The sequence below is a fragment of the Nonomuraea harbinensis genome, from assembly GCF_019396385.1.
Lineage (GTDB): Bacteria > Actinomycetota > Actinomycetes > Streptosporangiales > Streptosporangiaceae > Nonomuraea > Nonomuraea ferruginea.
The window spans coordinates 47,986-72,527 of record NZ_JAHKRN010000001.1 but is presented as its reverse complement, the minus strand read 5'-3'; the positions used below and the strand labels follow the sequence as shown (position 1 = coordinate 72,527).

Sequence of the window (24,542 nt, the reverse complement as noted above, 5' to 3'; positions counted from 1 at the left end):
AGCGAACCCCCGGGCCCGTCGCGTTGCAGACCCCGCTCAGCGGGAAACCGTATGACGTGGCCGACAGGTTGAGGATCGAGACGACCCACCACCTGGGGTGCACGGTCCTGCGGGCCGGCGGAGTGCTCGACCACGCGGGAGGCGCCCGGTTCAGCGCGCACGTCCAGGCGGTGTGGGGCTGGTCGCAGGGGCCGGTGCTCGTGTTCGACCTGAGCGAGCTGCGCTTCTACGACTCCTCGGCCATCGGCGTGCTGGGCACGGCGTTGCAGCGGATCGAGGCCACGGGCAGCGGGCGGGTGATCCTCATCCGGCCCACCGAACACCTGCTGAGCGTGCTGCGGCAGACCGATCTGCTGGCGCGCGTGGAGGTACGCGACAGCGTCGCGGAGATCGTGGCCGAGCTGATGTCGGGTGATGCCGATTTCCGGGAACCGGAGGAAACCGAAGATCGTTTCCGATACGGTCGCCTGCCGTACGGAAACGGAGAGTGAGCAGTGGTATTCAAAAGGATGCTGGGCGCGTTCGGCGTCGGAGCACCGTCGGTCGACACGGTCCTCAGCACGCCCCGGGTGCGCCCCGGGGGCGCCCTCGCGGGTGAGGTCCGCCTCAAGGGCGGTGAGTTCGACGCCGGCATCGAGCACGTGACGCTGGCCCTGGTCGCCCGCGCGGAGGCCGAGGCCGGCGACGACGAGCACACGGGGCTGGCCGTGCTGCACGAGATCCGGGTCTCCGGCCCCTTCACCCTGGCCAAGGGCGAGGACCGGACGATCCCGTTCGAGGCCGAGATGCCGTGGGAGACGCCGCTCAGCGAGGTGCAGGGGCAGCCGCTGACCGGGATGGCGCTCGGCGTGCGCACCGAGCTGGCCATCGCCAAGGCGGTCGACAAGGGCGACCTCGACCCGATCGCGGTCGAGCCGCTGCCGTCGCAGCAGCGGGTCATGGAGGCGTTCCTGCAGCTCGGCTTCGCGTTCAAGTCGGCCGACCTGGAGATGGGGCAGATCTACGGCGTCCGGCAGGAGCTGCCGTGCTACCAGGAGATCGAGTTCTACGGCCCGCCCGGGCAGATCTCCGAGGCGGAGCTGACGTTCGTCGCCGACCCCGTCGGCATGGACATCGTCATCGAGGCCGACAGGCGCTCGGGCCACTACGGGTCGGACGCCATCGGCCGGTTCCGGGTGAGCCACGACGAGGCGCTGCGGATGGACTGGGCGGCCGAGCTCGGCAACTGGCTGGGCGGGCTCTCGCAGCACCAGGGCTTCGGCCACGGAGAGGGCCACTACCACGGCCACCATGACCACCATGACCACCACCACGGCGGTGGCGGCGGCATGGGCGGCGCGATCGCGGCCGGGGCCGTCGGCGTGGCCGCGGGCGTGGCCGGCGGGATGATCGCCGCTGAGCTGATCGAGGAGGCCTTCGAGGGCGACGAGGAGGAAGGCGAAGACTGATCCCCCGCCGCCCGGCGGTCAGCGGGAGCCGACCCGGTCGCCCCTCGTCAGCTCGGCGAACAGGTTCTCCCACATCGGCATCACCACGTCGGGTGCGTAGCCGCGGGCGGTCGCGGCCGCGGCGGCGCCCATCTCCAGGCGCCGCCTGCGGTCTCCGACGACCTCCTTGAGCGCGGCGGCGAGCCCGTCGACGTCGCGCGGCGGCACCAGCCGCCCGTCGACCCCGTCGGTGAGCACGTCGCGCGGGCCGGTCGGGCAGTCGAAGGCGACGATGGCCAGGGCGTGCGTCATCGCCTCGATCATGACCATCGGCAGGCCCTCGAAGCGGGAGCTGAGGGCGTAGACCGAGGCCGCCGCCAGCTCGTCGTCGAGCCGGTCGGTGCGGCCCATCAGCGCGATGTTGTCGCCCACGCCCAGCTCGTCGATCTGCGCCCGGAGCCGGGCCTCGCGCGGGCCGTTGCCGAAGATGCGCAGCCTCCAGTCGGGGTGGTCGGCCACCACCTCGGCGAACGCCTTGACGAGCAGGTCGAACCCCTTCTGCGGCACCAGCCGGCCGGCGGCCACCACGACGGGGTTCTGCTGGGTGGACCGCACCTGGTCGACCTTGTGGACCGCGTTGGGGATCTGCACGATCTTGGTGTCGGGCAGGATCTCCTGGTATTCGAGCTGGTTCGTCCTCGTGAGCACCGCCACGGCGTCGAAGCTGCCGTAGTGGCGGGCGATCTCGTGGCGGATCGTGTCGGGGTAGGCGGTCAGGTTCATGTGCTCCTGAGCCACCCTCACGACGTTCTTGGGGGCGCGCCTGGCGGCGATCAGGTTGAGCGCCGGGCGGGTGGTGACCAGGATCCCGTCCGGCAGCGAGGAGACGTAGTCCATGGCCGCCTTCTCCACGCGCTCGGTGAAGTATTCGGCCGCGAACTCGCCGCGGGGCACGATCTTGCCGCGGAACCTGCGCCACGCCTTGCGCGCGAGCGAGTCGGTCTGCCTGCCCTGGCGCTGGTCCACCAGGGCGCTGACCCGGACGTCCTGGTGGATGGCGAACTGGGGCTTGGTCCGGCGGCGGACCACGCTGACGATCTCGACGTCGTGACCGGCCTTCGCCATGGCGTTGGCCTGGTTCACGACGGTGCGGATGGTGCCGCCCATGCCGTAGGCGTGCAGCATCAGGTAGCGGATCTTCACTCCAGATACCCCCAGGTCCGGCACATCGGCTTCAGCGAGTCCAGGACCGAGTCGGGGTCCGGGAGCTCGCGGCCGGGCTGCACGGTGCCCGAGCGGATCTTGTCCCGCCAGTCGCCGAGACCCTTCTGGATGACCGCCTGCTCGCCGTACGAGAGCATCCCCGGCTCCCACGCCAGGCCGAGGAACTCGCAGATCTCGCGGGTCACCCGCTCCGGCTCGGCGCTGAGGTCCTCGTAGCGGACGGTCAGGCCGGACAGCCCGGACTTCGCCCTCTCGACGGCCTTCATGTAGCGCAGGGCGTCGACCGCGGCCTCCTCCCGATCGCGCTTGTCGGGGCTGGCCTCGTACCAGGAGGTGGCGATCGAGGCCGGGTGGCGCAGGAGGAAGATGTAGCGCGCGTCAGGCCAGCAGGTCGAGATCCGCTCGTAGGCGAACGCGTTCGCCGGGGTCTTGTCCACGATGAACCGCTTGCCGCTGCGTACCAGCTCGCGGTGGAGCACGCGGTCCCAGAGCAGGTGCTCCAGGTCGGCCTGGTTGTGGCCGAGCGCTTCCATTGCCTTCGCAGCCAGGGACGTGCCGAACTCCACTCTGAGGCGCCGCACATGGAGCTCGTGCGGGGCGTGCAGGTCCGAATGGGCGTTCATGATCGAACGCAGCAGGGTGGAACCGGACCGCACCGGGGAGATGATGAAGATCGGCGCGGTCAGCAACCGGTCGGCCTTCGGATCGGTCGGCGGCCTGATCTCGGCCTCGGTCTGCTTGGCCTTGGCGGTGGCCTTCGCGGTGGCCTTCGCGGAGGCCGCCCTGGCCGGAGCCGACGACGGCGCCGTCGAAATCCCCTGGTTCCCTACTCGATTGACCTGGAATCCGGTGAACCTGACCAGCGCTTTGTTGATTCTACGCTGCCAGCTCATGGCGACGCAGACTACCCACACTTCCTGGCAGTTCCCTGGCAATCTGGTGACATTGCCGGTTAGCACTTGCGTGAGGATCGGGTCGTCCGGAATGTTTTGGTGTTTCGGACCAGCTATCCTCATCCGCTGTACGCTGGCGCGGGTCCGCCGGGAAAGCCTCTTCGGGGAAGCCTGACATTCACATGAGACGTGTTCGGGCCGCCTCTGCCCTCTTCGGCGGCTACCAGCACCCCACCCAGATGATCGCGGTGGGTTTCGGCCTCGCCATATTCGCGGGCTCCCTGCTGCTGTCCCTGCCCGCCGCCACCGCCCCGGGCCAGACCACCACCTGGATGACCGCGGTGTGGACCGCGACCGCCGCCGTCTCGCTGACCGGGCTGACCATCGTCGACACCCCCACGCACTGGTCGATGTTCGGCGAGGTGGTCATCATCGGCCTGGTGCAGATCGGCGGGCTCGGCATCATGACGCTGGCCACGGTCTTCACCGTGCTGGTGTCCGGCAGGCTGGGCCTGCGCGCCCGGCTCTTCGCGCAGGCCGAGACCAAGACGGCGACCATGGCCGACATGCGCAAGGTCGTGCGCAAGGTCGTGGTGTTCAGCCTGGTGTGCGAGGCCGTCGCCGCCACCGTGTTCACCGCGCGGCTCATGATCGGGTACGGGGAGGGCTTCGGCAGCGCCCTCTACCTCGGCGTCTTCCACGGCATCTCGTCCTTCAACAACGCCGGCTTCACGCTCTGGTCCGACAACATCATGGGGTTCGTCGGCGACCCGTGGATCTGCCTGACGATCGCGGCCGCGGTCATCGTGGGCGGGCTCGGCTTCCCGGTGGTGTTCGAGCTGCTGCGCTCCTGGCGGCGCCCCGGCAGGTGGAGCGTGCTGACCACGATCACCGTCTACGCCACCCTCTTCCTGCTGGTCCTGGGCACGCTGGTCTACCTGGCCACCGAGTGGCGCAACCCCGGCACCCTCGGCGGGCTGGACGACTCCGGCAAGCTGCTGGCCGCGTTCTTCCTGTCGGCCATGGTGCGCACGGCCGGGTTCAACAGCATCGACACCGGCGAGCTGCACCCGTCGAGCTGGCTGCTCACCGACGTGATGATGTTCATCGGCGGCGGCAGCGCCGGCACCGCCGGCGGCATCAAGGTGACCACGCTCGGCCTGCTGGCCTTCGTCATCTGGGCCGAGCTGCGCGGCGAACCCAGGGTGAACGTCCGTCACCGCCAGGTGCCGGACACCGCGCAGCGCCAGGCCGTGGTGGTGACCGCGATGAGCGCGGCCCTGGTGGCCTTCTGCACCTACGTGCTGCTCGTGCTCACCCCGCACGGGCTGGACCAGGTGCTGTTCGAGGTGATAGCGGCGTTCAGCACGGCGGGCCTGACGACAGGGATCACGAATGAGATCCCGCCCGCCGGGCACGTGCTGCTCATCGTGCTCATGTTCGTGGGCAGGATCGGCCCGCTCACGATCGGCTCCGCCCTGGCGCTCAAGGAACGCGCCCGGCATTACGAACTACCCGAGGAGCGGATGATCGTTGGCTGACCAACGCAATGACCCCGTGGTGGTGATCGGCCTCGGCCGGTTCGGCTCCGCGCTGGCGCTCGAACTCACCAGACGCGGGACCGAGGTGCTGGCCATCGACAACCGGCCCAGGATCGTGCAGGGGCTCACCGGGCACATCACGCACCTGGCCACCGCCGACGCCACCGACCTGGAGGCGCTGCAGCAGCTCGGCGTGGCCGACTTCTACCGGGCCGTGGTCGCCATCGGCGATCTGGAGTCCAGCATCCTCACCGCGTCGCTGCTGGTCGAGCTGGAGATCGACGACATCTGGGCCAAGGCCGTCAGCCAGCAGCACCGCCGCATACTCAGCCGGGTCGGCGTGCACCACGTCGTGCTGCCCGAGCACGACATGGGCGAGCGGGTGGCCCACCTGGTCAGCGGGCGGATGCTCGACTACATGGAGGTGGACGAGAACTTCGCGCTGATCAAGACCCGGCCGCCGAAGGAGTACGTCGGCGTCGCACTGGGCGAATCGAACCTTCGGCGCAAGTACGGCGTCACAATAGTGGCGGTCAAAAAGGAAGGCGAGGAGTTCACGTACGCGACCTCTGACACCGAGCTGTCGTACGGCGACATCATCCTCGTCTCCGGCCGCAGTGACCAGATCGAGCGCTTCTCCGAGCTGACCTGAGCCGGCCGCCTGCCTGTGAGTTGGTAAACGGACGGATTTCTGGCCATTACCGTGGCTATAGGGTTTTGGCAAGGGCTGGTAGATCGGGGAGGTTCTCTCAATGGACTGGGGATCGGGCATCGTGCGGCTCGTGGGGGCGGCGGCCGCCGCCGGCGTGCTGACCGCCGCCATCGCCCTCCCGGCCGTCGGCGGCGCCGGCGCGATGTTCGTCAACACGGCTGAAGAGCTCAACCTGAAGGCGATGACCCTGAAGGAGCCGCCGCTGGCCGAGAAGACCACGCTGCTGGACGCCAAGGGCGACGAGATCGGCCAGTTCTACGAGGAGTACCGCGAGGTCGTCACGCTCGACGAGATCTCCGAGGTCATGAAGACGGCCATCATCGCCATCGAGGACTTCCGCTTCTACGAGCACGGCGCCATCGACATCGAGGGCACGCTGCGCGCCCTGGCCAAGAACCTGACCTCCGGCGGCATCGCCCAGGGCGGCTCCAGCATCACCCAGCAGTACGTCAAGCAGGTGCTGCTCAACTCGGCCGTCACCGACGAGGAGAAGGCCAAGGCGCTGGAGGCCAGCTACGCGCGCAAGCTCAACGAGCTGCGCTACGCGATGGGGGTCGAGGAGAAGTACACCAAGGACGAGATCCTGGAGAAGTACCTCAACATCGCCTACTTCGGCGCGAGCGCGAACGGCGTGGAGGCCGCGGCCAAGCGGTTCTTCGGCGTCTCGGCCAAGGACCTCGACCTGGTCCAGGCCGCCACCCTCGCCGGAGCCGTGCAGGACCCCAACCGCACCGACCCCAACCTCGGCAGGCAGCAGCGCACCCGCCTGCTGGAGCGGCGCAACGTCGTGCTCAACCGGATGCACGAGCTCGGCAAGATCACCGACGAGGAGCTGGAGAAGGCCAAGGCCAAGAAGCTCGGCTACAAGGGCACCCCGCTGCCCGGCGGCTGCGGCGCGAGCCCGTACCCGTACTACTGCATGTACGTGCGCGCCGAGATCCTCAACAACCCGGTCTTCGGCAAGACCAAGAAGGAGCGCACCCAGCTGCTCAACCGGGGCGGCCTGACGATCAAGACCACGCTCGACCCCAAGATGCAGCGGGCCGCCGAGCGGGCGATCAAGAAGTGGGTGCACGCCTCCGACAACCCGGTCGCCTCCGAGGCTCTGGTCGAGCCCGGCACCGGCGAGATCAAGGCGATGGCCGCGAGCCGCACCTACGGCCGTTCCAAGAAGCGCAACGAGATGTCGTACAACGTCGTGGCCGACGCGGCACACGGCGGCGGCGTCGGCTTCCAGGCCGGCTCGACCTTCAAGACCTTCACCCTGCTCGCCGGCCTCAAGGAGGGCATGAAGGTCAACGACGGGTTCTCGGTGGGGGCCGGCTACCGCGCCTCCGGCTACTCGACGTTCAAGAACTGCAAGGGCGAGAACATCGGCGACCCGTCCCACACCGTCACCAACGACGAGGGGTCGGGCGGCTTCAAGACGCTGCAGACGGGCACCTGGGGCTCGGTCAACACCTTCTTCATGAAGCTGGAGGAGGAGGTCGGGCTCTGCGACACGATCAAGACCGCCAAGTCGCTGGGCATCAAGCGCTCCGACGGCCTGCCGCTGCAGGAATACTCCACGTTCACGCTCGGCATCAACGAGATGGACCCGGTGACGGTCGCCAACGCCTACGCGGCGATCGGGGCGCGCGGCAAGTACTGCGAGCCGATGGTCGTCACCGAGATCACCGACCGCGACGGCAAGGTCAAGAAGTACGAGCCGAAGTGCAAGCAGGTGATGGACCCCGAGGTCGCGGACGCCGCGGCGAACATCCTGGAAGGGGTGTTCACCAAGGGCACGATGCGCGGCGTCGGCGGCATCGGCCGCCCGGCGGCGGGCAAGACGGGCACCACCGACGCCCAGGCGACGGCCTGGTTCGCCGGGTTCACCCCGGACCTGGCGGGCGCGGTCAGCATCGGCGACCCGCGCGGCTCGCAGAAGTACAAGCTGAACAACGTCACGATCGGCGGCCGCTACTACGGCTCGGTCTTCGGCGCCAGCATCCCGGGCCCCATCTGGCGTGACACCATGCTGGCCGCGCTGAAGGGCACGAAGGCGACGGACTTCCACCCGCTCGACACGGCCAGGTTCGGCGGCTGCGGGTCGAGCTGCGCGCCGGTCCAGCGCGACCGTGAGGAGCCGAACGAGCTGCGGGACATCGACTCCGACAACGACGTCTCCATCGGCACCGGCCAGGACTGACGACACGCGGAGGGGACGCCCGGGTGTCCCCTCCGCGAAATGTCTCCGAAATCTCTGCGCTCACTTTGACCCCATTCACCTGCGCTTTTCTTTACTGGGTACTAACAGTGCAGTACAGAGGGCCTGTTAACCGCGGCGAAACATTGATAACGTGGGAGCGCTCCCAGGGATCTTCGGCGCGAGGTGTCGATCATGTCCGAGCAGCCCACACTGGCCCAGGTGGCGGCGGCCGCCGGGGTCTCCCCCGCCACCGCCTCCCGCGTGCTCACCGGCTCGGTCCGGGTCAGCACGTCGACCCGTCGCCAGGTCTACGAAGCCGTCTCCCGGATGGGATACGTGCGGCAGCGGGCGCCCAGAGGATCGGTCTCCAGAAACCCGGTGACGGGAATCACCGCGGTCATCTGCGACCATCTGCCGCGATTATTCTCCGAACCGTACTATGCCCGGCTGTTGTCCGCCAGCGGGGCCGTCGTCGCCGAGAACGGCACCCATCTGACCATCACCACGGTCAACCCGACCTCGTCCGTCCTGCCCACGCTGTCCGGCGCGGTGCTGCTCGTCGGCGCCAGGGAGCGGCACCCCCTCGCCATCAAGCTCTGCACCTCCGGCATCACCGTGCGCAACATCGGCCGGCCGCCCCACGACCTGAAACTGCCGTTCGCCGACGTCGACAACTACGACGGCGGGCGCCAGGCCGCCGAGCACTTCCTGCTCACCGGCCGCAAGTCGGTGGCCGCCATCGGCGGCCCGCCCTCGCTGCCCGCCGCCAGGGACCGGCTCGACGGCCTGGTCAAGACGTTGCGGGAGGCGGGCGTGGCCGAGGTGCCCGTCGCGTACGGGGACTTCACCGCCGCCTCGGGCACCCACGCCATGCAGTGGCTGCTGCGCCACGCCCCCGGCCTGGACGCGGTCTTCGCCGCCTCCGACCTGATGGCCGCCGGGGCGATGCAGGCGCTGCGCAGGGCCGGCCGCAGGGTGCCGGCCGACGTGGCGGTGATCGGGTTCGACGACGCCCCGGTGGCGCGGCACACCAACCCCGCGCTCACGACCGTACGCCAGCCTGTCGAGGAGGTGGCCACCATCGCGACCAGGTTGCTACTGTCCGGAACGACAGGGATCGATCCGATTCTCCCGACAGAACTGGTCATCCGTGACTCGGCATGAACCCGGCGACATCCTGGCCCGCAGGTACCTGCTCCTGGACCCGCTGGCCCGGGGCGGCATGTCCGTCATCTGGCGCGCCTTCGACCAGTCGCTGCACCGCATGGTCGCGGTCAAGGTGCAGTGCTCGTCCCTGCAGACGGGCCTCGGCGACCGGGTGAGAGCGCGGAGCGAGGCACGGGCCGCGGCCCGGTTCATCCATCCGGACGCCATCGAGATCTACGACTACGGCGAGGCCGTGACCACCAGCGGGGAGGTCGCGGCCTTCGTCGTGATGCCGCTGCTCGACGGGGTGCCGCTGGCCGAGCGCCTGGAGAGGGGGCCGCTGCCGTGGGCGGAGGCGGCGGCCGTCGCCATGCGGACCGCCCGCGTGCTGGCCGCCGGGCACGCCCGCGGGCTCGTGCACCGGGACGTCACGGCCGAGAACGTGCTGCTCACCGGCGACGGGCTGAAGCTGCTCGACTTCGGCATCGCGGCCTGGGCGGGCGACCCCGACGACGAGCGGGGCACGCCGCCGTACGTGGCGCCCGAGCGGCTGGCGGGGGCGCCGACCCATCCGGCCGTGGACGTGTACGCGCTGGGCGTGCTGCTGTTCACCATGATCGAGGGGCGTACCCCGTACCCGGAGACCACGTGGGAGCAGCTGGAGACGGCGCGCCGCCCGTACCCGCCGCCGCGCCCGCCGGGCGCGCCGCACGCGATCGCGCTGCTCTGCCAGCGGTGCCTCGACCCGGAGCCGGCCCGCCGCCCGGAGGCGGCGGAGGTCGCGGCGGCGCTGACGGCCGCGCTCAGCCTGCCCAAGCGGCTGCGGCGCGGCCTGGCCGTGGCGGGAGCAGGGGTGCTCGCGCTGTCGCTGGTGGCGCTGATGGAGTTGCCCCGGGACGCGATGCCGCCCGGGGTGACGGCGTCGCCGCCGGCCTCGCCCGTGGCGTCGCTGCCGTCCACGTCGATGCCGTCCGCTTCGATGCCGTCGATGGAGCGCTCCCCGGCCGAGGGGCGGACGGTCCGGCAGGCGGTCGACGGCTTCCACGCCACGCTGGAGGGCTCCGACGTGTGCGGCGCGCTCGGCGGTGACGTGGCGCTGGATCTCAAGCAGGTGCTGCGGGGGGCGCTGGTGTCCCCGGGGCAGGAGGACTCGCTCCTGGCCGGCCTGCGCAGGAAGCTGGCCGACCGGGAGCGCGAGGGCCGGCTCGCCCCGGCCTGCCGCACCCAGTTGGAGATCAGCCTCAACGAGATCACCGCCGCCCGCCGCTCACCCTGATCAGGCGCACGTGTAGCCGGACGGCAGGGCGGAGCTCCCGCTCGGCTTGGCGGCCTGGAAGCCGAAGGTGGTGCTCGCGCCCGGGGCGAGGCTGCCGTTGTAGGGGAAGTTGGTGGCGGTCACCGTCTGGCCGCTGGTGGAGAGCTGGGCGCCCCAGGAGCCGGTGATGGCGTGGCCGGCCGGCAGGGTGAAGGTGACCCGCCAGCCGGAGATCGGCGAGGAGCCGCGGTTCGCGACCGTGACGGGCTGGACGACGTATCCGGTGGCCCACTGGCCCTGGGTGGTGGCGGTGGCCTGGCAGGAGCCGCCCGGCTGCGGGTCCTGGCCGCCCGAGGTGGTCACGGCGAAGGAGTTGACGGCCAGCCCCGCGCCGCCCACCCAGGGCTCGAACCCGGCCTGCACGCTGGTCAGATACCAGGAGCGCTGGCCGTAGCCGCGGGCGACGACGTCGGAGAAGAACGTGTCGACGGCGAAGTCGATCGAGCTGGCCGGCGAGGTGCGGACGTAGGAGATGACGTTCCATCCGACGTTGCCGAACCACACGTCCCAGGTGCCGCCGGCCAGGTTGGCGGTGCCGACGCGGGAGCCGATCGGCTGGATGGAGCCCCGGTGGTTCAGCCAGATCATCAGCTCGGCGCCGGTGTTCTGCCCGTCGGTCCGCGGGGTGGGGTCGAACCACAGGTCGTAGGCGGCGTTCCAGGTGCCGCTGCCCGGATAGCTCATGCTGACGCTGGAGCGCAGGTTGCCGAACCCGCTCGCGTCCGCCCGCACGGGCAGGCCGCTGCCGGTGGTGCAGGCGGCGTAGTGGCACCCGGCGTAGATGGACGGGTAGGCGGCGGGCGCGCCGTTGGTGGCGTTGTTGTGCGCCGCCTGGGTGACGGTGAAGCCGCCGTTCTGGTTGACGTCGATGCACTGGGCCGTGCTAGCGCCCCACACGTTGTTCTGCACGATGTAGCGGCCGTTCTGGACTTGCGCCGAGCCGTACTTCTCGCAGATGACCGGCGCAGCGTGCGCGGGGACGGCGAACGCGAACGCGGCCAGCAGGACCGCGAGGGCCAGGGGGATGTGCACGCGTCTCATGGCCGTCAGGATCACGAGCCCGCGGCGGCCAGGGCAACCCCGCCCCGGTGCGCGCGGGCGGCGGCAGGGTGTTCCACCAGGGGAAAGCGGCGGCGGTACGGGCTGAAAGTTTCACTCGATGTTGTCGAACGAAGTCCGGACATGTTGTAATGCGACCACGCGAAAGCTGCCGGGCGGGCGGGTCGTGGTGGGTTCCTCTGTCATGCGAGCAAAGGAATCTTCTTCATGAGAGTCATGCGTTCGGCGGCACTGGCGGCCGCTGCGGCGTTAGTCATGATCGTCACCGCCTTCGTCATCCCCCAGTCGGCCCAGGCCCACGGCGTCACCATGTTCCCCGGCAGCCGCACCTTCCTGTGCTGGCAGGACGGCCTGCGGGACAACGGCGCGATCGACCCGTACAACCCCGCCTGTGACGCGGCCGTCGCCCAGAGCGGCACCACCCCGCTGTACAACTGGTTCGCCGTGCTGCGCTCCGACGGCGCGGGCCGGACCAGCGGGTTCATCCCCGACGGCCAGATCTGCAGCGGCGGCACCGGCGGGCCGTACGACTTCAGCGCCTATAACGCGGTGCGCAACGACTGGCCGAAGACCCACCTGACGTCAGGCGCCAACATCCAGATCCGGCACAGCAACTGGGCTGCCCACCCGGGCTCGTTCGACCTGTACATCACCAAGAACGGGTGGAACGCGAACGGTCCGCTGCGCTGGGCCGACCTGGAGAAGTTCGGCACCGTGAGCAACCCGCCGCAGTCGGGCGGCGTGGGCGGGCTCAACTACTACTACTGGAACTCCACGCTCCCCGCCGGCAAGAGCGGCGACCACATCCTGTTCATCCACTGGAAGCGCTCCGACAGCAACGAGAACTTCTACAGCTGCTCGGACGTCGTCTTCGACGGCGGCAACGGCGAGGTCACCGGTGTCGGTCCGGGCGGCAGCTCTCCCGGCCCGGGCCCCGGCCCGTCGGACACGCCGACCCCGGACCCCGACGCGGACTGCCAGGCCACCTTGCGCGCCACCGACACCGGCTGGGCCGGCCACTTCCAGGGCGAGGTGACCGTCCGCAACACCGGCACCACCCCGCTCAACGGCTGGACGGTGTCCTGGACGTACTCCGGTGGCCAGGGCTTCGCCGGAGCGCCGTGGAACGCCACGCTGACCGGGCAACCGCCCAACGTGGTGGCCAAGAACGTGTCGTACAACGGGCAACTGGCGCCGAACGCCTCGACCACGTTCGGCTTCAACGCCACGGGCAGCGTGCCCAGCCCCGTCCCGACGCTGACCTGCACGAGCCCGTAGAGGCAGGCTGATGCTGGAGGACGTGCGAACACCCCCGGCCCGGCGGCGCGGCTTCCTTGCCGTCGCCGCCGTGGTCGTGGCCGCCATCGCGGGTACGTCGCTCTTCGCGGTCCTGCGGCAGGGCGACCTGCCGCAGGACCTGTCCGAGGAGCTCACCGCCCGCGTGACGGTGCTGCTGGAGAGCGCCTCGCAGGAGGAGCACCTCCACCACGGGCACCACTTCGAAGAGGACGCCGGGAAGATCATCTGCGCGGTCGAGCCGTTCGGCGTGTCCCCCGAGGACGCGCGGAGCGTGACCGAGGTGGAGTGGGTGTACGCCCGGCACATGTGCGCGATCACCGGCCCCGGCACGGACTGGAAGACGTCCGTACGGGCCGCCGGGCCGCTCGCGGTGCACTTCGGCCACCACGCGGAGGTACAGGTGCCCATGGCGGGCACCGGTTACCCGCAGCGGGTCAGGGAGCTGATCCCGGAGCGCCTGCACGAGGAGGCGTTCGCCGACTTCGGCGACGACGAGGCGCTGGAAGCCGCGCGGGCGAGGTTCGAGCAGGCCAAGTAGGAGCGAGCGGGAGCGGCGGACGCGGCCCCGCGTATGGAAGCGGGCGGGCACCGCGGGAGGCGGTGGCCCGCACGCGAACGCGGCCGGCGGGGAGTGGGGAGGACTCTCTTCTGGGCCGGCCGCGTTCGCGCCATCCGGGCGGGATGGTTCGCAGGGGCGGTTCACTTCATCGGGGTGGGGCCTCACCTCCTCGGGCGGGGAACGGGGTGGTCAGGTGGCGCAGGTGTAGCCGGACGGCACGCTCGTCTGGCCGCCGGGCCTACCGGCCTGGAAACCGAAGCTGGTGCTGCCGCCGGGGCCGAGGTTGCCGTTGTAGCTCGCGTTCCTGGCGGTCACGGTCTGGCCGCTGACGGACACCGTGGCGTTCCAGGAGCCGGTGATCTGGTGGCCGGCGGGCAGCGTGAACGTCACCGTCCACCCCGTCACGGCCGAGGTGCCGGTGTTGGTGACGCCGGCCTGGACGACGTACCCGTCGCCCCACTGGCTCTGCACGGTGGGAGCCACCGAGCAGCCGCCGCCCGAGCTGCCGGGCTGGGTGGTGAACGAGGCGTTCGGGGACGAGCCGGACTGGTTGCCCGCCGCGTCCCTGGCCCGCACGTACACCTGGTAGGCGGTGGACGGGGTGAGGCCGGAGAGCGTGATCGCGTTGGTGGCCGTCTGGCCGAGGAGCGTGCCGCCCGAGCGGTAGACGTCGTAGCCGGTGACGCCCACGTTGTCGGTGGAGGCGGTCCAGGTCAGGCGGGCGCCGGTGGCGGTCACGTTCGACGCCGACGGGGTGCCGGGGGTGGACGGCGGGGTGGTGTCGACCGGGCCGCCGCCGCCGTAGATCGCGGCCTCGCGGGAGGTCGCCCTGATGCCGTTGGTCCCGTTGAAGAGCCGCTGGCCCCAGGAGGTGAGCTGGTTGACGTCGAAGTTGGTGACCTGGTCGAGGTACTCGACGCCGCCGCCGTTGCCGCTCCACGACCAGCCGAAGTAGCCGAGGCCGCGGCTCACGGCCTGGGCCATGATCGTGTCCTCGTCGGGGTTGCCGTCGGAGTGGTTGTGCCCGAACTCGCCCACGACCAGCGGCAGCCCGGCGGTCCTGAACGCGTCCATGTAGGCGGTGATCTCCGCGGCCGTGTCGAAGACCCCGTACATGTGGATCGAGAAGATCACGTTGCGGTCGGGGTCGCTGTCGAAGACGGTCCTGGCGTTGTCGCGCATGCCGAACTGCCAGTCCTGGCCCCAGTTGGGGGCGTCGACCATGAGCGCGTGGTCGAAGCCGTTGGTCCGCAGCTTCTGGATCGCGGCCGAGGTGGCGGCGGCCCAGCCGGGGGTGACCGCGTTGTTGCCGATCGGCTCGTTGCCGATGTTGACGACGACGTAGTCCTCCTGGCCCACCAGGGCGGACTTGACGCTGATCCAGTAGTCGGCGGCCTGGTCGAGGGTGTAGGCGCCGCTCTGCTCGCCGTACCCGGTGGTGTCGTGGTTCTCCAGGACGCAGATCAGCTTGTTCTGCTTGCACAGGGAGACGACGTTGGCCACGTCGGCGGTGTTGTTGGGGGTCCACCGGCCGCCGCTGAGCACCACGCGCACGGCGTTGGCGCCGAGCGACTTGATGTCGCGGAAGGACTGGGTCTGGCTGGTGTACCAGGTGTGGGCGTGGCTGGTGCCGCGGAAGATCAGGTTCTGTCCGCCGCTTTCGACGATGTTCGCGCCGCTGACGTGGATGCCGACGGCGGCGTGCGCCGGTTGGCTGATCAGGGCGACCGGGAGGAGGATGAGCGCCGCCAGGGCGGCGAGGCGTGATCTCATGTGCTGCCCTCAGTGGTGCAGGTGATGGGGTCGGGTACGACACCGCCGCCGTTGGCCAGGAAGCCGAACGTGGTGGTGCCTCCGGGGGCCAGGGAGCCGTTCCAGGTCTCGTTCCGCACGGTGACGGTCGAGCCCGACGCGGTGTGCCTGCCGCCCCAGATCTGGGTGATGGTGCCGGAGCCGGTCCAGGAGACGGCCCAGCCGGTGATCTGCGAGGTGCCGGCGTTCTTCACCGTGACCTCGCCCTGGTAGCCGCCGCTCCACGAGTTGACGACCTTGAACGCGGCGGTGCAGCCGCCGGTCGGGGCCGGTTCGTCGGTGGTGGTGAACGTGACGCTGCCGGACGGCGGAGAGGTGTTGCCGGCCGCGTCCCTGGCGACGACGTACGCGGTGTAGCCGGTGCCGGGCGTGAGCCCGGTCAGGTCGAAGGTCGTGCCCGTCGCGGTGCCCGCCTTCTCCCCTTCGCCGTCACGATCAGACAGGTAGACGTCATAACCGCTGACGCCCACGTTGTCGGTGGCGGCGCTCCACGTCAGCCTGGCGGTGGAGCCGGTGATCGCGGAAGCCGCCGGGGTGCCCGGCCTGCCGGGCGGGGTGTCGTCCTCCTCCTCGGGTCCTGGCGGCTGGCCCCAGATCTTGGTGCCGCCGCTGTAGAGGGTGATGTTGTCGACCCGTACCGGCGTCGCGCCCGGCGTGGTGGTCACGCCGCGGTAGGACCAGTCGTTGGCCGGGTCCCACGTGCCGGAGCTGGCGATGCGGAACTGGATCTCCCTGCGGTGCTGCGACTGTCCCGCCGGGGCGATGCGCTGGCCGGAGCAGTCGACGGACACGTAGTAGGTGCTGCCGCCGGCCGCGTGCAGCGTCGGGGCCGCGCACTGGGTGTACGCGGACGACACGGTGATCTGCGAGGCCGTGGTCGCGCCGTCGAGGGTGAAGTAGTAGCGGAACGACCCGTCGTCCAGGACCCGGGCGGGCCAGGCCGACCGGTTGCGGATGATGGCCTTGATCTCGGTGAAGCTCGCGCCGGTGGCGTTGACCCCGGCCTCCACGAAGATCTCCGGCCCGTCGGGCGTCTCCTCGGTGGGGAAGCCCGCCGCCGGCGGCCCGCCGTACTCGCGGTAGAGCCGGGCGAGCGCGCTGGTGAAGCCCGCGTTGTAGTCGGTGGCGACCTCGTTCATCACGTAGTCGTCACGCTTGTCGGTGTAGGCGTCGTTGGGGTCGGGCGGCCCGCCGACGAGTGCCCCGTACAGGGTGTGGCGGGTCTCCACCGGGGAGGAGAGCTGGTCCGTCCACGAGCCGTGCGCGGTGCGGTGGTGCGGGTTCTTGGGCGGGTTGTTCCCGAACCCGATCACGTAGGACGAGTTGCGGGGGTTGTCGCCGAGCGCGTAGCCGATCTGCCGTACCGCGAAGTCGTGGTAGCGGGCCTTACGGGTGGCGTCGGTGATCGAGTCGCTGTGCACGAGCGCCGCGAAGGCGGTGTTGGCCGCGTACCGCAGCGACCCCCACCGGTCCAGCACGGCCTGACCGCCGGGCGAGTACGCCACCCGGGAGCCGTTCACCCCGACCGTCCACCAGTCGAGCCAGCGGTTGGCGTCGTCGAGGTACTTCTGCTTGCCGGTCAGCTTGTGCAGCAGCACGTAGGTGCCGTAGGACTTGTCGTCCCAGGCGATGGTCCACTTGTACGACTTGATGGAGGTCTGGGGCTCGGTGCCCAAACTGTCGTAGAGCGACTCGGCCTTGGTCAGGAAGGTCGAGTCCTGCGTTGCCCTGTACAGCCAGATCGCGCCCCAGACCAGCTCATCGGTGTATCCGCTCCAGGAGTTGTAGTAGCTCTGGGCGTCTGTGATGCAGTCGCTGTACTCCTTTCTCACGGTGTCGGCGAAGGTGTAGAGCTGCCTGGCGTGGGTGACCAGCGTGTCGGCGTAGCCGGGGTCGGTCGGCCGGAAGACGATCGACGCGGCGGCCATCGCCGCCGCCGTCTCGCCCGCCAGGTCCGACCCGCCGCACGACGCGTCGATCTTGTACGAGGGACGCGCCATGGACATCGCCTCGGCCGGGCCCCACCAGGCATGGTCGGTGCCGCCGTTGCCGACCTGGCCGTACAGGACGTTCGGCGACGGGTGGGCCTTGATGAAGTAGTCGTTGACCCACCGCAGGTTGTTCAGCAGGTGGGTGAGCTGGCCGGAGTTCTGGTAGGCGTCGCGGTACTCGACCGCGCCCCAGGCCAGCATGGTGGCGGAGAACGCCATCGGGAAGCCGAACTTGACGTGGTCGCCGGCGTCGTACCAGCCGCCGGTCAGGTCGCGTCCGACGTCGGCGCCGTCGTCCGTCGCGGAGTCGCCCCGCCATCCGACCCGGTTCCAGTCGGGCAGCTCGCCCGACTGCTGGGCCTCGTAGAACCAGAGCGACTTCTGAAGGGCCTCGCCGTACGCGAACGCCGGGGCCGCCGAAGCTTGGGCGCCCGGTACGGCGAGGAGCGGGAGGGCGAGGGCCGCCGCCGCGACGGCGGCGGCCCTCCGGAGGGTGCGGCTGATCACGGGAAGAGCCGCCCGTATTCGGCCAGGGCCACGGCCACGTCGACCTGCGCCCAGAACCGGTGGTAGTTGAACGTGGGCACCGGCCCGGTGCCGTCCAGGTACGCCTGGACCTCGGGCCAGTCGGGGTCGTCCTCGTAGAAGGACCTGATCGACAGGAACGTGGAGTTCGAGTTGATCGGGTCGCCGTTCGGCATGGTGCCGGTCCAGCCCGGCGGCACGTAGACCGGGTCGTCGACGCGCTGGTAGTCGGCCTTGGTCTCCTCGACCGAGACGCCCTTGTCGTCGCGGTTCTCCCACACGGCGTCGAGCAGCGCCTTGGCCGTGTCACGGGCCTCGGCGTGGTTCGCCCTGGCCGCGTAGTACATGAGCACCTTGGCATAGGAGCCGGCGACGCCCACGTCCTGGGTGTGGTTGACGACCTCGACGTGCAGGTTCGGGTTGGCCGGCGGCATGCCGGTGGTGGCGTTGAAGTTGCCCGCGGGAGCGCCGGTCCAGCGCAGCGTGGACGGGATCTGGTAGTCGCCGCCGCTGCTGACGGTGGTGTTGTCGAGCGCCCAGGTGACCCACTTGTCGAGCAGCCGCTTGGCGTCGGCGTTGCCGGTCACGTTGTACAGCTCGGCCACCCGCTCCATGGTCCAGGCCTGGAAGCCGAACCACTGGTTGGACGGCGGGTCGTGGTAGACGGGCTGCCAGTCGTAGGTCATGCCGTGGAACTTGGGCAGGTTGCTCGGCGGGGTGCCGTAGTCGCCTTCCCAGCTGTTGGTGGCGCCGCCCGCGATCGCGCCCTCGGCCGACTGCAGCCAGGTGTAGAACTGCAGCTGCCGGGTGAGGCTGGTGCTCCAGTCGTTGGCGCCGGTGGAGCTGCGCGGACGCAGCTCGGCCACGTTCGACAGGGCCCAGGCGGCGAACGGGTTCTGGTAGCCGGAGTGGTTGTGGCTGGAGCCGATCCGCCAGGCCCAGCCCGCGTTGGCGTCGGTCGCGCCGCCCCAGGCGTAGTACCAGGACATCAGGTAGGAGGCGGCGTTCTTGCCGGTGCCGGCCGGGCACGACGGGCTGGTGCACCCGGGCTGCTTGAAGTACTTGTCGTACATCGAGTAGCGCAGGTAGTCGCCCATCTTGGCGGCCTTGGCCACGGTGGCGGAGATCTGCGACTCCTTGCCCTGCGCCTTGGCCCAGGTCAGCGCCCAGTACGCCACCTGCACGGCGCGGGCGTCGGCGTCGGGGGCGTTGGTGTACTTCCACTGCTTGGCGTAGGAGGAGTCCTTGATGAACAGGTCGAGGAAGCCGTTGGGCCCGCCGTGCGCGAACGTGTCGCACGACGGCTGCGGGATGGTCTCGAACACGGACTCCTCGGCCCCGCGCTGGTAGGTGTTGATGTAGGCGGGCTTGGTGGTGCCGTCGCCGCAGCGGCCGAAGCCGTAGGTGTTGTCGACGTCGAGCAGCCAGTGCATGCCGTAGATGTCACGGGTGCCGTACGCGCTCTGCAGCTCGCCCGCGATCGGGTCGCTGCCCACGCTCACGCCCTGCTCGATCTGCGACGGGTAGTTGCTGACGCTGGTGTGCTCGGCCGCGTACGTGGCCGGCTTGGACGGGTCGTAGAACGAGTTCGTCGGCTGGTCGGCGGTGGCCGGGATGATGTACCTCTCCATGGAGGCCCAGGCGTCGTTGAACTTCGTCCAGTCACCGGTGACCTGCCCGTAGACCGCCTCCAGCCACAGGTAGTAGCTGTAGGCCTCGGACGTGGTCTCGTGCCCGTGGTCGGGCGCCTCGACCATGAACGTCTCCACCGAGTGGTACGGCACGCCCTCGGGCGAGAAGTAGCCGTTGGCGGGGTCGTGCAGGTCGTTGTACATCTCGGTGAAGCGCTGGATGTACTCGTTGTCGCCGCCGGTCCCGTCGTCGTCCACCTCGGTGGCGTTGACCTCGACCGGGGCGTAGCCGCTGGCGCTGACCCTGAACACGGCCGAGCCGCTGACGTCGTCCGCGTCGTCGGCGGCGTTGAGCGTCACGGTCTGCGCGGTGTTCCAGTTCGACGTGCTGAACGTGCGGGTCGCGCCGGTGCCGACGGTCAGGTCGGTGTCGCCGCTCACCCGCGCGGTGGTCACGGACACGTTGCCGGAGGGCTGTGCCGAGAGCCGGACGGAGAAGGAGGCGTCGCCCGACTCGGGCACGGCCAGGCTGAGCGGGCTGACGAGGAGCGCCGGCGTGTTGGTCGACGTGACGGTGATCCCGACCGGGGACGACACGGTGGTGTCACCGTCGTCGTCGGTCGCCCTGGCGGTGATCGAGTAGTTGCCCGCCGCCACGTTCTGCCAGTTGTAGGAGTAGGGCGCGCTGGTGTCGGTGCCCAGCAGCGTGCTGCCCTGGTAGAAGTCGACCTTGGCGACGGTGCCGTCGGCGTCCGCGGCGGTCGCGGCGATCGGCACGGTGGCCGGGGCGGTGAAGCTCTGCCCGGCGTTCGGCGAGGTCAGCGAGACCGTGGGCGGGTCGTTGACGGGCCCGGTGCCGCCGCAGGTGGTGCCGTTGATCGCGAACGAGGTCGGCGCCGGGTTGCTGCCCGACCAGGTGCCGTTGAAGCCGATGGAGGTGCTGGCGCCGGTGGCCAGGTTGCCGTTCCACGGCATGTTCTGCGCCGTGACCCGCGTGCCGGACTGGCTCCAGGTGGCGCTCCAGCCCTGCTGGTAGCGCTGGGTGGTGGTCGGGAAGTCGAAGGTCAGCGTCCAGTTGCTGAGCGGGTCGCCGCGGTTCTCGATGGTGATGGCCGCGGTGAAGCCGCCGCTGGAGCCGCTGCTCCAGTCGTTGGAGGTGTAGGACACCTGGCAGGCGACGGCCGCGCTGGCGGGCGCCTGGGCGAGTACGGTGGTGGTGCCCGCCACGAGGACCAGGACCGCGGGTGCGGCGAGCCTCCTGGCCAGGCGTGCGAGCATCGAACGGGGTCTACGGATCACGGTTGCTCCATGGGAGTAGGGGGTGGGAGCGCTCCCATGGGGATTGTGCGTTGCGCCGTGGAGGCGATGTCAACGAAATGCCCTCCGGGTGACGCCGGTATTTCCTCTCACCTGGTGGCGTGGCATGAAAGTTTCACGCCGGTTAAGGGGCGTTCGGCGAGCGTGCGACGGCGTGACGGGGCTCGCGGAGTGTCGTCGGCTGTACACCCTGGCGGACCGGTTGCACCATTGGGAGCGCTCCCAGTCAGCCTCTGTCCCCCTGGAGTTGATGACTCGTGAAGATCCCACGCGGCCTGCGCAGATGGGCCGTGACCGCGACCGCGACCCTCGTCGCGGCCTTCGGCCTGGTCGCCGGGCAGACCACGGCGGCGCACGCCGCGGTCGCCTGCGACGTCGTGTACACCCCCAACACGTGGACCTCCAGTCCGGGTCAGGGCGGCTTCACCGCCGGCATCACGCTGAAGAACCTCGGCGACCCGCTCAGCAACTGGACGCTGACCTTCGACTTCCCGACCACCACCCAGCGCTACACCCCCGACGGCTGGGGCGCCTCCTGGAGCCAGTCCGGCACCACCATGACCGGCCGGAACATGCCGTGGAACGGCAGCCTGGCCACCGGCGCCAGCATCTCGGTGGGCTTCAACGGCACCTGGTCGGGCACCAACCCGAACCCGACGTCGTTCGCCGTGAACGGCACCACCTGTGGCGGGCCCGGCGGCGTGACCCCCTCGGTCATCACCTCCGCCAGCTCGGTCGCGGTCGCCGAGGGCGGCACCGCCACCTTCACCGCCCGCCTTTCGTCCGCCCCCTCCTCCAACGTGACCGTGAGCACCACCAGGACCAGCGGTGACACCGACCTGACCGTCTCCTCCGGCGCCTCGCTCACCTTCACCCCGAGCAACTGGAACACCCCGCAGACCGTGACGCTCGCCGCCGCGCAGGACGCCGACACCGTCTCCGGCACCGCCGTCTTCACCGTGGGCGGCACCGGCGTCACCTCGGCGAGCGTCAACGCGAGCGAGGTGGACGACGACGCCACGCAGGAGCAGTCGCTGATCGTCACGCCCACGTCCGTGACCGTGCCGGAAGGCGGCACCGCCACGTTCACCGTCCGGCTGGCCGCCAGGCCCACCGCGAACGTGACCGTCACCACGACCGCCGGCAGCGGCGACACGAGCCTGACCGTCTCCGCCGGCGCCACGCGCACCTTCACGCCGGACAACTGGAACACCCCGCAGACCGTGACCCTGGCCGCGGCGCAGGACTCCGACACCACGGCGGGCACCCGCACCTTCACCGTGGCCTCCACCGGCCTGACCTCCCGCACCGTCACCGCCACCGAGGCGGACGACGACGGCGGCACCAACCCGACGCACGTCGAGAACCCGTACGCGGGAGCGACCGGCTACGTCAACCCTGACTGGTCGGCCAAGGCCGCGGCCGAGCCCGGCGGCGCGGCGGTGGCCAACATCTCCACCGCCGTCTGGATGGACCGGACCGCCGCCATCGCCGGCTCCGCCACCGCGATGAGCCTGCGCGAGCACCTGGACGAGGCGGTCAGGCAGGACGCCGCCAACGGCGCCTCACCGCTGACCATCCAGGTCGTCATCTACAACCTGCCGAACCGCGACTGCTCGGCGCTGGCCTCCAACGGCGAGCTGCGCATCTCCGAGAACGGCTTCAACCGCTACAAGACCGAGTACATCGACCCGATCGCCGACATCCTGGACGACTCGCAGTACGCCAACCTGCGCATCGTCACGATCATCGAGCCCGACTCGCTGCCGAACCTGATCACCAACACCGACCAGTTCGCCGACTGCCGCGAGGCGGACGGCCCGGGCGGCTACCGTGACGGCGTCCGCTACGCGCTCGACAAGCTGCACGCGATCACCAACGTCTACACCTACGTCGACGCCGCCCACCACGCCTGGCTCGGCTGGGACTCGAACTTCCAGCCCGCGGTCGACCTCTTCTACCAGACCGTGGCCGGCACCGCCGCGGGTGTGGACAGCGTGGACGGCTTCATCGTCAACACCGCCAACTACTCCGGCCTGAGGGAGCCGCACTACACGATCAACACGCAGGTGAACGGCACCTCGGTGCGCCAGTCCACCTGGGTGGACTGGAACTGGTACATCGACGAGGCGAGCTTCGCCACCGCCCTGCGCAACGCCCTGATCGCCAAGGGCTTCCGTCAGGGGCTGGGCATGCTGGTCGACACCTCGCGCAACGGCTGGGGCGGCACCGCCCGCCCGTCGGCGCCGAGCACCTCGACCAACGTGAACACGTTCGTGAACGAGTCCAGGATCGACCGCCGCATCCACGCCGGCAACTGGTGCAACCAGAGCGGCGCGGGTCTCGGCGAGCGGCCGCAGGCCGCCCCGGCGGCGGGCTTCGACGCCTACGTCTGGATCAAGCCTCCGGGCGAGTCGGACGGCGCGAGCAGGGAGATCCAGAACGACGAGGGCAAGCGCTTCGACCGGATGTGCGACCCCACCTACACGGGCAACGAGCTCAACGGCAACAACCTGACCGGCGCCCTGGCTGACGCGCCGATCTCCGGCCAGTGGTTCTCCGCCCAGTTCAGAGAGCTCGTCAGGAACGCGTACCCGCCGCTGTCCTGACACATGGCACAGGGCCCAGGCCGCCGGATCAGCCCCGGCCTGGGCCCTGTATCAAAAAGCCACGTATCAAAAGCACATGATCACTTCGAACGCCTCTCGCGCCACCGCGCGACGAGGCGTTCGACGTCGTACGGCACGAGGTTGAGCGGAGGCCCCGACAGGCCGGTCCTGATCGCCTCGCGGATCCTGTCGTTGATCTCCCCGACGATCCGCCGCAGCTCGGCCTCGGTGCGCGCCCCCTCGGCCAGGCGCAGCGCCTCCTCGGCGTCCTTGCGCAGCTGGAGCGTCGGCGGCAGCGGCATGGACAGGCCCTCGGCGCGCACCTTCTGCTTGATCCACCACATCTCGTCGTACGGCCGGTCGAGGCCGGGGATGGGCTTGCCGGCGCCCGGCAAATCGTCGAACTCCCCGCGCTCCATGGCCTCACGGATCTGCCGGTCGACCCAGTTCTCGAAGGGCATCCCCGGCGGTTTGCGCTCGCTCACGCGCTGCTCCCCAGATCTCAGGCTCTCCTGCGAGCCTATGCGAGGACCCCGCCCGCCGAAGGCGCGGGCTGTGTCACGGCAGGCGGGGCCTCGGTCCTGGGGTTCAGGCGACGAAGGTGCCTGGATGGCGGCCCAGCCCGGTGACCGCCACCCGGACGCGTCTCATGGGTGACAGCCGCCTCCCGCGGTTCTCCGGCAGGCGCATGGTGATCTCCACCCGGGTCCCCTGGGGACCGGTGCTGAACATGACGCCGTCGCTCAACCGGCGGATGAGGTAGAGCCCCCGGCCGTCGAAGGCCGAGTCGCCCGGCAGGCTGTGACCGTTCAGGCGGCCGCGGGGGATCCCCGATCCCCTGTCGACCGTCTCCGCCCGCAGGAGCCCGTCCACCGTCCACAGCGTGACGTGGCCGCTCCCGCCCGCGTGCGCCACGGCGTTGATGACGCTCTCGTGCACGGCCAGGACGAAGTCGTCGAGGCGCGGGCTCACCAGCCCGCAGCCCGTCGCGTGCCGCGCGACGGCATGGCGCAGCTCGGCCACCTCCTCGACGGTGAAGGGCTGGGCCAGAAGAGTGCGCATGGCAGGCTCCTCGCGATTGCCTGGTGTCGCCGACGCGCGGGACTCGAAGGCAGGCGTCATACGTGCGGTGCTCGTACGCGTTCGATCGGGTGGCGATGGTGAGCCCGGGGCGGGCGCGCGGGAGCCGCCGAGCTGCCGACCGGCCGGCACGATCGAGGGTTCGAGATCCATGCGGTTCCTCCGTGTCGCGATGACACCCAGGCCGCGCTTCCGGACCTCGCGTAGTTCA

Annotated in this window: 18 protein-coding genes; 10 read left to right on the top strand and 8 right to left on the bottom strand. The window is 70.1% G+C overall.

Annotation, left to right across the window (positions count from 1 at the left end; translation table 11 throughout):
* The first annotated feature begins 56 nt into the window (after positions 1–56).
* Both KME79_RS00350 and KME79_RS00345 read left to right on the top strand, forming a co-directional pair.
* Positions 57–491, top strand: a complete 435-nt coding sequence (locus KME79_RS00350; RefSeq protein ID WP_219542795.1) for an STAS domain-containing protein — start codon at positions 57–59, stop codon at positions 489–491.
* A gap of 3 nt (positions 492–494) precedes the next feature.
* Positions 495–1,448, top strand: coding sequence for a sporulation protein (locus KME79_RS00345; protein ID WP_219542794.1), 954 nt, complete (start codon positions 495–497; stop codon positions 1,446–1,448).
* Positions 1,449–1,466: 18 nt separating this feature from the next.
* Here the strand turns inward: KME79_RS00345 and KME79_RS00340 are convergent, their stop codons facing one another.
* Together KME79_RS00340 and KME79_RS00335 are read right to left on the bottom strand one after the other, a co-directional pair.
* The gene (locus KME79_RS00340) at positions 1,467–2,630 is read right to left on the bottom strand and encodes a glycosyltransferase family 4 protein (RefSeq protein WP_219542793.1); all 1,164 of its coding nucleotides are present in this window, start codon (positions 2,628–2,630) and stop codon (positions 1,467–1,469) included.
* The gene (locus KME79_RS00335) at positions 2,627–3,544 is read right to left on the bottom strand and encodes a sulfotransferase family protein (protein ID WP_219542792.1); all 918 of its coding nucleotides are present in this window, start codon (positions 3,542–3,544) and stop codon (positions 2,627–2,629) included. The genes KME79_RS00340 and KME79_RS00335 overlap by 4 nt, the downstream gene beginning before the upstream one ends.
* 182 nt (positions 3,545–3,726) lie before the next feature.
* On the opposite strand from KME79_RS00335, the gene KME79_RS00330 reads away from it, so the two are divergent.
* The 5 genes from KME79_RS00330 to KME79_RS00310 all read left to right on the top strand — a co-directional run bounded on the left by KME79_RS00330 (position 3,727) and on the right by KME79_RS00310 (position 10,410).
* Positions 3,727–5,085 (top strand): TrkH family potassium uptake protein, encoded by a 1,359-nt coding sequence (locus tag KME79_RS00330; RefSeq protein ID WP_246639050.1) that lies wholly within the window; start codon positions 3,727–3,729, stop codon positions 5,083–5,085.
* Entirely contained in the window at positions 5,078–5,737 is a 660-nt protein-coding gene (locus tag KME79_RS00325; protein WP_219542791.1) for a potassium channel family protein, read from the top strand. The genes KME79_RS00330 and KME79_RS00325 overlap by 8 nt, the downstream gene beginning before the upstream one ends.
* 100 nt (positions 5,738–5,837) lie before the next feature.
* Positions 5,838–7,988 carry a transglycosylase domain-containing protein gene (locus KME79_RS00320; RefSeq protein WP_219542790.1) on the top strand — a complete coding sequence of 717 codons (2,151 nt, stop codon included), beginning with the start codon at positions 5,838–5,840 and terminating at the stop codon, positions 7,986–7,988.
* A gap of 192 nt (positions 7,989–8,180) precedes the next feature.
* Positions 8,181–9,152, top strand: a complete 972-nt coding sequence (locus KME79_RS00315; RefSeq protein WP_148035553.1) for a LacI family DNA-binding transcriptional regulator — start codon at positions 8,181–8,183, stop codon at positions 9,150–9,152.
* A complete protein-coding gene (locus KME79_RS00310) occupies positions 9,139–10,410 on the top strand; it encodes a serine/threonine-protein kinase (protein ID WP_148035554.1) in 1,272 nt (423 codons plus the stop codon). The genes KME79_RS00315 and KME79_RS00310 overlap by 14 nt, the downstream gene beginning before the upstream one ends.
* Here the strand turns inward: KME79_RS00310 and KME79_RS00305 are convergent, their stop codons facing one another.
* Positions 10,411–11,490, bottom strand: a complete 1,080-nt coding sequence (locus KME79_RS00305; RefSeq protein ID WP_219542789.1) for a glycoside hydrolase family 12 protein — start codon at positions 11,488–11,490, stop codon at positions 10,411–10,413.
* 225 nt (positions 11,491–11,715) lie between these two features.
* Here KME79_RS00305 and KME79_RS00300 point away from each other — a divergent pair, with 225 nt between their 5' ends.
* Both KME79_RS00300 and KME79_RS00295 read left to right on the top strand, forming a co-directional pair.
* Positions 11,716–12,786, top strand: coding sequence for a lytic polysaccharide monooxygenase auxiliary activity family 9 protein (locus KME79_RS00300; RefSeq protein WP_219542788.1), 1,071 nt, complete (start codon positions 11,716–11,718; stop codon positions 12,784–12,786).
* Between the two features lie 22 nt (positions 12,787–12,808).
* Positions 12,809–13,345, top strand: a complete 537-nt coding sequence (locus KME79_RS00295; RefSeq protein WP_148035557.1) for a hypothetical protein — start codon at positions 12,809–12,811, stop codon at positions 13,343–13,345.
* Between the two features lie 210 nt (positions 13,346–13,555).
* On the opposite strand, the gene KME79_RS00290 is transcribed toward KME79_RS00295, so the two are convergent.
* The 3 genes from KME79_RS00290 to KME79_RS00280 are packed head-to-tail and all read right to left on the bottom strand — an operon-like array spanning position 13,556 to position 20,603.
* Entirely contained in the window at positions 13,556–15,139 is a 1,584-nt protein-coding gene (locus KME79_RS00290; protein ID WP_219542787.1) for a cellulase family glycosylhydrolase, read from the bottom strand.
* The gene (locus KME79_RS00285) at positions 15,136–17,730 is read right to left on the bottom strand and encodes a glycoside hydrolase family 9 protein (protein ID WP_372452396.1); all 2,595 of its coding nucleotides are present in this window, start codon (positions 17,728–17,730) and stop codon (positions 15,136–15,138) included. The genes KME79_RS00290 and KME79_RS00285 overlap by 4 nt, the downstream gene beginning before the upstream one ends.
* Positions 17,673–20,603, bottom strand: coding sequence for a glycoside hydrolase family 48 protein (locus tag KME79_RS00280; RefSeq protein WP_219543045.1), 2,931 nt, complete (start codon positions 20,601–20,603; stop codon positions 17,673–17,675). Before KME79_RS00280 ends, KME79_RS00285 begins: the two co-directional genes overlap by 58 nt.
* Before the next feature lie 296 nt (positions 20,604–20,899).
* On the opposite strand from KME79_RS00280, the gene KME79_RS46055 reads away from it, so the two are divergent.
* Positions 20,900–23,251: a glycoside hydrolase family 6 protein gene (locus KME79_RS46055; RefSeq protein WP_308248722.1), complete on the top strand. Its 2,352-nt coding sequence runs from the start codon at positions 20,900–20,902 to the stop codon at positions 23,249–23,251.
* A gap of 80 nt (positions 23,252–23,331) precedes the next feature.
* Here KME79_RS46055 and KME79_RS00270 read toward each other — a convergent pair whose 3' ends face one another.
* Both KME79_RS00270 and KME79_RS00265 read right to left on the bottom strand, forming a co-directional pair.
* On the bottom strand, positions 23,332–23,736 hold the full coding sequence (locus KME79_RS00270) for a DnaJ family domain-containing protein (protein ID WP_148035560.1): 405 nt from the start codon (positions 23,734–23,736) through the stop codon (positions 23,332–23,334).
* A gap of 103 nt (positions 23,737–23,839) precedes the next feature.
* The gene (locus tag KME79_RS00265; RefSeq protein ID WP_219542786.1) at positions 23,840–24,313 is read right to left on the bottom strand and encodes an ATP-binding protein; all 474 of its coding nucleotides are present in this window, start codon (positions 24,311–24,313) and stop codon (positions 23,840–23,842) included.
* Positions 24,314–24,542 lie beyond the last annotated feature (229 nt).

What these genes read in the sequence shown, in the direction of transcription:
- KME79_RS00265 (WP_219542786.1), bottom strand. Translation starts at nt 24,313, where the DNA reads ATGCGCACTCTTCTGGCCCAGCCCTTCACCGTCGAGGAGGTGGCCGAG.
- KME79_RS00315 (WP_148035553.1), top strand. Translation starts at nt 8,181, where the DNA reads ATGTCCGAGCAGCCCACACTGGCCCAGGTGGCGGCGGCCGCCGGGGTC.
- KME79_RS00300 (WP_219542788.1), top strand. Translation starts at nt 11,716, where the DNA reads ATGAGAGTCATGCGTTCGGCGGCACTGGCGGCCGCTGCGGCGTTAGTC.
- KME79_RS00290 (WP_219542787.1), bottom strand. Translation starts at nt 15,139, where the DNA reads ATGAGATCACGCCTCGCCGCCCTGGCGGCGCTCATCCTCCTCCCGGTC.
- KME79_RS00280 (WP_219543045.1), bottom strand. Translation starts at nt 20,603, where the DNA reads ATGCTCGCACGCCTGGCCAGGAGGCTCGCCGCACCCGCGGTCCTGGTC.
- KME79_RS00335 (WP_219542792.1), bottom strand. Translation starts at nt 3,544, where the DNA reads ATGAGCTGGCAGCGTAGAATCAACAAAGCGCTGGTCAGGTTCACCGGA.
- KME79_RS00305 (WP_219542789.1), bottom strand. Translation starts at nt 11,490, where the DNA reads ATGAGACGCGTGCACATCCCCCTGGCCCTCGCGGTCCTGCTGGCCGCG.
- KME79_RS00320 (WP_219542790.1), top strand. Translation starts at nt 5,838, where the DNA reads ATGGACTGGGGATCGGGCATCGTGCGGCTCGTGGGGGCGGCGGCCGCC.
- KME79_RS00330 (WP_246639050.1), top strand. Translation starts at nt 3,727, where the DNA reads ATGAGACGTGTTCGGGCCGCCTCTGCCCTCTTCGGCGGCTACCAGCAC.